Origin of the sequence: Alicyclobacillus hesperidum subsp. aegles (assembly GCF_027923525.1) — a bacterium.
GTDB classification, from domain to species: Bacteria; Bacillota; Bacilli; order Alicyclobacillales; family Alicyclobacillaceae; genus Alicyclobacillus; species Alicyclobacillus aegles.
In genome coordinates this window covers 212,107-218,757 of record NZ_BSBJ01000072.1, presented here as the reverse complement: position 1 = coordinate 218,757, position 6,651 = coordinate 212,107, and the positions used below count along the sequence as shown (strand labels likewise).

At 50.4% G+C, this 6,651-nt stretch carries 7 protein-coding genes; 2 read left to right on the top strand and 5 right to left on the bottom strand.

Annotation, left to right across the window (positions count from 1 at the left end; all coding sequences use genetic code 11):
• Positions 1 to 242: 242 nt before the first annotated feature.
• Both ahpF and ahpC read right to left on the bottom strand, forming a co-directional pair.
• The gene (gene ahpF, locus QMF38_RS14585; RefSeq protein WP_281759867.1) at positions 243 to 1,772 is read right to left on the bottom strand and encodes an alkyl hydroperoxide reductase subunit F; all 1,530 of its coding nucleotides are present in this window, start codon (positions 1,770 to 1,772) and stop codon (positions 243 to 245) included.
• A gap of 12 nt (positions 1,773 to 1,784) precedes the next feature.
• Positions 1,785 to 2,348 (bottom strand): alkyl hydroperoxide reductase subunit C, encoded by a 564-nt coding sequence (gene ahpC, locus QMF38_RS14580; RefSeq protein WP_281759866.1) that lies wholly within the window; start codon positions 2,346 to 2,348, stop codon positions 1,785 to 1,787.
• Between the two features lie 221 nt (positions 2,349 to 2,569).
• On the opposite strand from ahpC, the gene QMF38_RS14575 reads away from it, so the two are divergent.
• Complete coding sequence (locus QMF38_RS14575; protein ID WP_281759865.1) at positions 2,570 to 3,004, top strand: Fur family transcriptional regulator; 435 nt, start codon at positions 2,570 to 2,572, stop codon at positions 3,002 to 3,004.
• Positions 3,005 to 3,267: 263 nt separating this feature from the next.
• Complete coding sequence (locus QMF38_RS14570) at positions 3,268 to 3,936, top strand: chlorite dismutase family protein (RefSeq protein WP_281759864.1); 669 nt, start codon at positions 3,268 to 3,270, stop codon at positions 3,934 to 3,936.
• Positions 3,937 to 4,132: 196 nt separating this feature from the next.
• Here QMF38_RS14570 and QMF38_RS14565 read toward each other — a convergent pair whose 3' ends face one another.
• The 3 genes from QMF38_RS14565 to QMF38_RS14555 form a co-directional block, all read right to left on the bottom strand.
• A complete protein-coding gene (locus QMF38_RS14565; protein WP_058095700.1) occupies positions 4,133 to 4,591 on the bottom strand; it encodes a carboxymuconolactone decarboxylase family protein in 459 nt (152 codons plus the stop codon).
• 52 nt (positions 4,592 to 4,643) lie between these two features.
• Positions 4,644 to 5,708 (bottom strand): Mrp/NBP35 family ATP-binding protein, encoded by a 1,065-nt coding sequence (locus tag QMF38_RS14560; protein WP_281759863.1) that lies wholly within the window; start codon positions 5,706 to 5,708, stop codon positions 4,644 to 4,646.
• 89 nt (positions 5,709 to 5,797) lie between these two features.
• Complete coding sequence (locus QMF38_RS14555; protein WP_281759862.1) at positions 5,798 to 6,643, bottom strand: hemerythrin domain-containing protein; 846 nt, start codon at positions 6,641 to 6,643, stop codon at positions 5,798 to 5,800.
• Between the last annotated feature and the right edge of the window lie 8 nt (positions 6,644 to 6,651).

Genomic DNA, 6,651 nt, shown 5'->3' with positions numbered 1-6,651 from the left:
TTGATGTTTGTTCGCACTTACATTTTACCGGAAGGGCGATTCTTTTTGTGGACATGTAGGGCAACATTCAAACAGATTTTCATAAATAAGGGGCTCCCCCTAAGTGCGCTTGGCACTTTTGGGACAGCCCCTTTGCTCGCGGTACCACCCTATTACAAAGGCTGTTGGCCTCTCACTTCATTGTGATAACGGAAAGATAACGGAAACGTCGGAGCGCTTCCGGTTTTAGCTACAAGCCACCGTCAGGTTCGAATCAGATAATCAAATGCACCCAAGGCAGCAGTTGCGCCCGATCCCATCGATATGATGATTTGCTTGTATGGAGCATTCGTGCAATCCCCTGCCGCAAAGACGCCAGGTACGCTCGTCGCTCCCCGACTATCGACGACGATCTCACCGATACGCGTACGTTCCACGGCATCTCCCAGCCAATCGGTATTCGGTACGAGTCCAATTTGCACAAAGACGCCGTCCAACTCAATGTGCTTGATTTCCCCCGAACTCCGCTCCGCGTAGGTGATACCATCAACCTTATCGCCACCAGTAATTTCTTTCGTCTCGACATTGGTGAGCACAGTGACGTTCGCCAGACTAAATAGCCGTTTTTGCAATACGTCGTCGGCTTTCAACTCAGGTAGGAATTCAAGAACGGTCACATGCCGGGCAATACCAGCGAGATCGATAGCCGCTTCTATTCCAGAGTTCCCTCCGCCAATGACCGCGACGTGCTTATCTTGGAATAAAGGGCCGTCACAGTGCGGGCAATACGCGACACCTTTGTTTTTAAGTTCCGCCTCTCCTGGCACACCCAGTGTCCGCCAACGTGCCCCTGTCGCGATAATCACCGCTTTACTCCTCAACACCGCGCCATTCTCCAGCTCGACTTCCACAAGGTCACCCTTACGCAACTGCTTTGCGCGTTGTGATGAAATGATATCTACGTTGTAATGCCGTACGTGTTCTTCCAAATGAGCCGCGAATTTCGGCCCCTCGGTGTATTTGACGCTGATGAAGTTTTCAATCCCCAGCGTATCCAAAACCTGACCGCCAAACCGCTCGGCGACAATACCGGTGCGAATCCCTTTGCGCGCACTGTAAATGGCGGCGCTTGCCCCCGCAGGGCCACCGCCCAGCACCAATACGTCGTATGGATCGCGATCCGCAATTTCCGCCGCATCTGGTGTACTGCCCAACTTCGCCAAAATGTCGCTGACGGACATGCGCCCACTTTCGAACAATTCGCCGTTTAAATATACAGTGGGCACCGCCATCACGTTCTTTGCTTCAACTTCTGCCTTGTATGCTGCTCCGTCGATCATCGTGTGCGTTATACGAGGATTTAAAACGCTCATCGCATTTAAAGCCTGGACGACATCCGGACAGTTATGACAGCTTAAGCTAACATACGTTTCAAAATGATAGTCGCCATCTAAACTTTTGATTTGCCGAATGACCGTCTCATCCAGTTTTGGCGTCCGACCGCTTACCTGCAAGAGTGCCAAGACTAGCGAAGTGAATTCGTGACCCAGAGGAACGCCTGCAAAGGCGATGCCCGTATCTTCGCCGACCCGATTGACCGTGAAACTCGGAGTTCTCGGCAGCGTCACATGTTCAATGCGAATATGTCCCGACATGCCGGCCAACTCATTGACGAGGGCCAGCATGTCCTTCGATACTTCGTCCGATCCTGCACTCACACGGATGATCACATCGCCCTCCATCAACTGGAGGTATTGCATCAGCTGTCCGCGGATGTCATCATCAAGTACCATTGCTCGACCTCCTTAAATCTTGCCGACCAGGTCGAGGCTTGGCTTGAGCGTCTTTTCCCCTTCCTTCCACTTCGCTGGACAAACCTCGCCTGGGTGGTTACGCACGTATTGTGCGGCCTTGATTTTATTGACCAGCGTACTTGCGTCGCGGCCAATACCGTCGGCATGGATTTCGTATACCTGTATTACACCGTCTGGGTCCAGAACAAAGGTCCCACGTTCCGCAATGCCTTGCGATTCGATAAGGACATCGAAGTTGCGCGATAAAGTATGTGCCGCATCGCTGAGCATGGTGTACGTAATTTTGCCGATGGCAGGCGACGCATCGTGCCATGCCTTGTGTGTGAAATGGGTGTCTGTAGAAATGGAGTACACTTCGACGCCAAGCGACTTCAGCGTCTCGTATTGATCTTGCAAGTCCTCTAATTCCGTTGGGCACACAAACGAGAAGTCTGCTGGGTAAAAACAAAGGACGTTCCACTTGCCCTTTAAATCTGCATCGGTAACTTCGACGAATTCGCCATTACGGTATCCTGTAACCTTAAACGGTTTGATTTCGGTTCCTATGAGAGACATGTCTGATTTCCTCCTTCAAGATCGCTCACATGCCGACATCATCTATACGAGGGCTATACGATGGCCGCCGTAGATAAAAACGACTATTCCTACTCGATTTTAAATAATATCACATCCTTTTTGATAATAATTATTATCTAGGTCAGATTATAAAAAATACACTTGGCTTTGTCAAAACACATCTGATACATTTAATGGAGAAGAGAAAGGAGGGGAGGCACGTGTACGGACAGACCACGAACATCGTGCAGTTGCTTAAAAAGTCCGGTCTCAGAGTAACTCCCCAGCGAGAGGCTATTCTGCAGTTTCTTATGGATTACCAGGGACATGCGACGGTCGATGATATCTATCAATCTGTTCATCCGACCTTCCCAAGCATGAGTGTTTCGACTGTGTACAATACGGTGAAGAACTTCGCCCAACTCGGCTTGGTCAAGGAAATCACAGTCGGGGATGGGCCGAGCCGTTTCGATATCAATGTCAAGCCACACCATCATCTGGTTTGTATACAATGCGGTGCCCTCATCGACTTTTACATGGAGGAACAGCCGAAGTTCCAATTGCCGCCGGAAGCCACAGGGTTTGAAATCGAAGATTATCATGTCGAGGTCAAGGGAATTTGCCCTGCTTGCCGCGAGAAATCCACAAATCAATGACTTTACAGAGTGACCAACTCCGCGTCTGAAAACGTCTCAAATATCTCCGGCAGGGTATGACAGGGAATCATGTATTGGTTAGTCCCATCATTCCTTGCCGAAAGCTAAAAACCGCCCAGATCTCTCCTCCCACTCATCCAGACTTTCAAACATGTATTCTCGATTGTGATCCAGATCAAACGCAGCCGTCCCCACATGACGCATGATAGCCTTGGAAAGCCCGAAATGACTACTCGACGCCCGCTATCCACGGAGGGATGGTTATGGAAACCATTTTTACGGCACATCTTGCACTGAAGTTTAATGATCGATGGAATGAGACAACGCCGGCAGCTCGGCAACTAGCCGCGGGTGAAGCGATCGAGTTGTTTAAGGATTACGCAGCTCGCGTGACACTTCGAGGTTCATACGTAACACAAGCCTTCCGCGCCGATACAGACGTGTTCTTGTGGATGTATGCTCATAATCCTGTCGACCTGCAAAATCTACAACTGGATCTTCGCCGTTCGAAATTAGGAAGAGCAACAAATATACCTTGGTCGTTTGTGGGCATGACCCATCCAGCGGAATTTAACCCAGAGCACGTCCCATCCTTTTTGCAAGGCATTCCAACGAAGGCGTACCTGTGCTTCTATCCGTACATCCGTACTGCCGAGTGGTACCTGCTGCCTTCTGATCAACGTGGGGCAATGCTTAAAGAACATGGTGAAGCCGGACGCGAATTCCCTGGGATTCTAACGAATGGGGTTTATAACTTTGGATTGGGTGATTACGAGTGGTTACTTTCATTTGAAACAGATGATTTGACGCATATTGTCCAAGTCATGCGCCGAATGCGAGAAACCCAAGCTCGACGTTACACAAAACATGAGTGGCCTTTTATTGTTGGTCGGTATTACGCATTGGTAGAAGCCTTGCAAAAATACGTGTAACGACTCTTCAAAACGACTCGCGTGTTTGATGGACCGACTTTACCAGATGCTTCAACCAGCCATTCAAATAGGACAGGCATGGGTCAACACCCATGCCTGCACTTTTGTGACAGCCCCGTTTCGATGTTCCGATGGAACGCCCGGCCAGCCGCCCGAATCACCCGTTGGGTGGGAAGCGTACTCTCGCAATACGCGGTCATCGCTTCTTGGGTTGATAGTCGCCCGGTATTGATCGCATTGCGATGGCCAATCGATTCCAACCGTTGATGGCCACAATTGCCATAGTCAGCTGAACAAGCTCCGCTTCGGTAAATTCCGCCCTCGCGAGTTCGTATACATCATCGGGGACGTGCGTTTGTGATACCAGCGTCACGGCTTCTGTCCAAGCAAGAGCAGCTCGCTCGCGCTCTGAGTAAAAAGGGGCCTCGCGCCATGCGGACAAAGCGTATAGCCTTTGCTCCGTCTCGCCAGCAGCTCTTGCATCCTTCGTGTGCATGTCCAAACAGTACGCACATCCGTTAATCTGGGATGCTCTCGTTTTGACGAGTTCAAGTAACTTGCGTTCCAGACCCGTAGAACGAATGTAGTCTTCCAATCCATACATTGCGCGTACGGCTTCGGGTTCGACCCGAGTGTAATCGATGCGCGGTTTCATGATTGATTCCTCCTCGCACATCCGCTTTTAAATCAAGAGTAAACCACACCGACTATCCTCTCAATCTGACCACCGACATGACCCTTTCAGCCAATCGCTGATACGATTCACGCTGCGTTCCCACCGTATCGAAAGGGCTAGTAGTCTCCAGTCCTAGGTTTGAAATGGGGATTTGTGCAAGAAGTTCTGTCTGCAGGTCTCGAGCAACACGTTCTCCCCCACCCTGACCGAACACGTATGCCTTTTCCCCACAACCAGGGCACACGAAATATGACATGTTCTCGACGACGCCCAAAATTTCGTGATTTGTCCGCAACCCCATGAGTCCCGCCCGAACGGCGACTTCAGCTGCCCCGGCATGTGGGGTTGTAACAATAATCTCCTTACTCTTTGGGATCAACTGATGTATATCAAGCGCAATATCACCTGTTCCCGGCGGTAAATCGAGCAGCATCACATCCAGTTCGCCCCAGTACACTTGGCCGAAGAAATTTCTCAGCATCTTGCCCAACATAGGGCCTCGCCAAACAACCGGACTGTTGTCCGGAACGAAATACTGCATCGAAATTAAACGCAGATTTCCTAGTTCAATTGGCATAATCAAGTCGTCGATCATCGTCGGCCTTTGTGACTGTACTCCAAAAATCCCAGGAATACTAAACCCGTATATATCCGCATCGACGATTCCCACGCGCAGCCCTAACTGGCCCAGTTCATAGCCAAGGTGCGCCGTAACCGTGGACTTGCCGACTCCCCCTTTTCCGGACGCGATCGCGATAAATTCTATACCTAGAGCTGGGTCAAGGATGGCTGGAATAGCCGTTTGTGATCGCTTCCCGCGCACAATCTCAGCAAAGCGCGCGCGCTCTTCGTCGCTCATGTGCCCAATTGCAACTTCGACAGTGTGCACTCCATCAAGCGATAACAATTTCTCACGAACCGCTCTTTCAATTGTCGTATGAAGGGGACAACCGCGAATGGTAAGCAGCACCTCTACGCGAACGTGGGCACCGTTGATTTCTATCGATTTCACCATCTGCAGTTCAACGATACTTCGATGAACCTCGGGATCCTCAACGTCACGAAGTGCTTCAAGCACCTGTTCGTTGGTAATCAAGACCATCCCTCCACTTCTCATTTGTGTCGGGCTTATGCATCAGTATGAACGCCTTGGCATATCCTTCGACCTTTAATCCCGCCCATTGATCACGACGTCTTGTGCATATACTCCTGCAGCTCTTTGGCAACGGCGACTTTCTCCTCTTGGGTTAATAACCTACTCGCCATGGGGAATAAATGGCTATCCTCTTTCCCGAGATGATTCAGGAGTGAAGCAGACAATTGCTGAATCTTATCTGTCACCAGCTCATGTATGTGAGCATCGCCGGTTTCTTCCCACGTTTTGAGCAACTCTCTCGCTTCTGCATAGAGGCGCCTGATGTGAGCATGTTCTGCAAGTAACCGGGCCACAGGGCCGACATCTTGCCCCCCTACGTGTGCCGCCATGCGCGGGAAAACGACTTGCTCTTCCGCCACAAAATGCGTTTGCAGTTCTGCTTGGATCATCTCCAAAGCAGAACGAATCTCCCTCTCATTTGGCACCCTTGCTACGGCCTCCAATACCTTGCACAAAGCTATATGATCATCGACGAGTGGCCGTAATTCCGGCGCAATGTATTCAATAAGCTCGGGATGTCGATAGGCGTTTTCGTGCTCCAAAGTTTGAGTCTCTGGTAAAACGGGGGTGGTTTCCGACAGCTTAAGATGTGGGGTCAGGATCAGGAGGACCGTGCTTTGTTCAATACCCTCAATCGCATGCTCCACTCCCGGATCGACGGCCAGCATTTCCGATGCCTCAAGCACAAACGACTGTTCCTCAATCGTGAATAGCACTCTACCTGTTAGAACCAATACCGTGAGATTGTGTGGAGTACGATGTTTAGTCAGTCCTTTATGGGGTGCCAACGAAAGCTGTACAAATTTCGTCTCATCACGTTGGAGAACGCCTTGAACTTGCTTGTCTCGAAATTGTAGTGAGATCTTTTCCACCATGCAGAATC

Bases quoted from the DNA above. Each gene is read 5' to 3' on its own strand.
- ahpF (WP_281759867.1), bottom strand. From the start codon at position 1,772: ATGGTACTTGATGATGACATCCGCGGACAGCTGATGCAATACCTCCAG.
- ahpC (WP_281759866.1), bottom strand. From the start codon at position 2,348: ATGTCTCTCATAGGAACCGAAATCAAACCGTTTAAGGTTACAGGATAC.
- QMF38_RS14570 (WP_281759864.1), top strand. From the start codon at position 3,268: ATGGAAACCATTTTTACGGCACATCTTGCACTGAAGTTTAATGATCGA.
- QMF38_RS14565 (WP_058095700.1), bottom strand. From the start codon at position 4,591: ATGAAACCGCGCATCGATTACACTCGGGTCGAACCCGAAGCCGTACGC.
- QMF38_RS14555 (WP_281759862.1), bottom strand. From the start codon at position 6,643: ATGGTGGAAAAGATCTCACTACAATTTCGAGACAAGCAAGTTCAAGGC.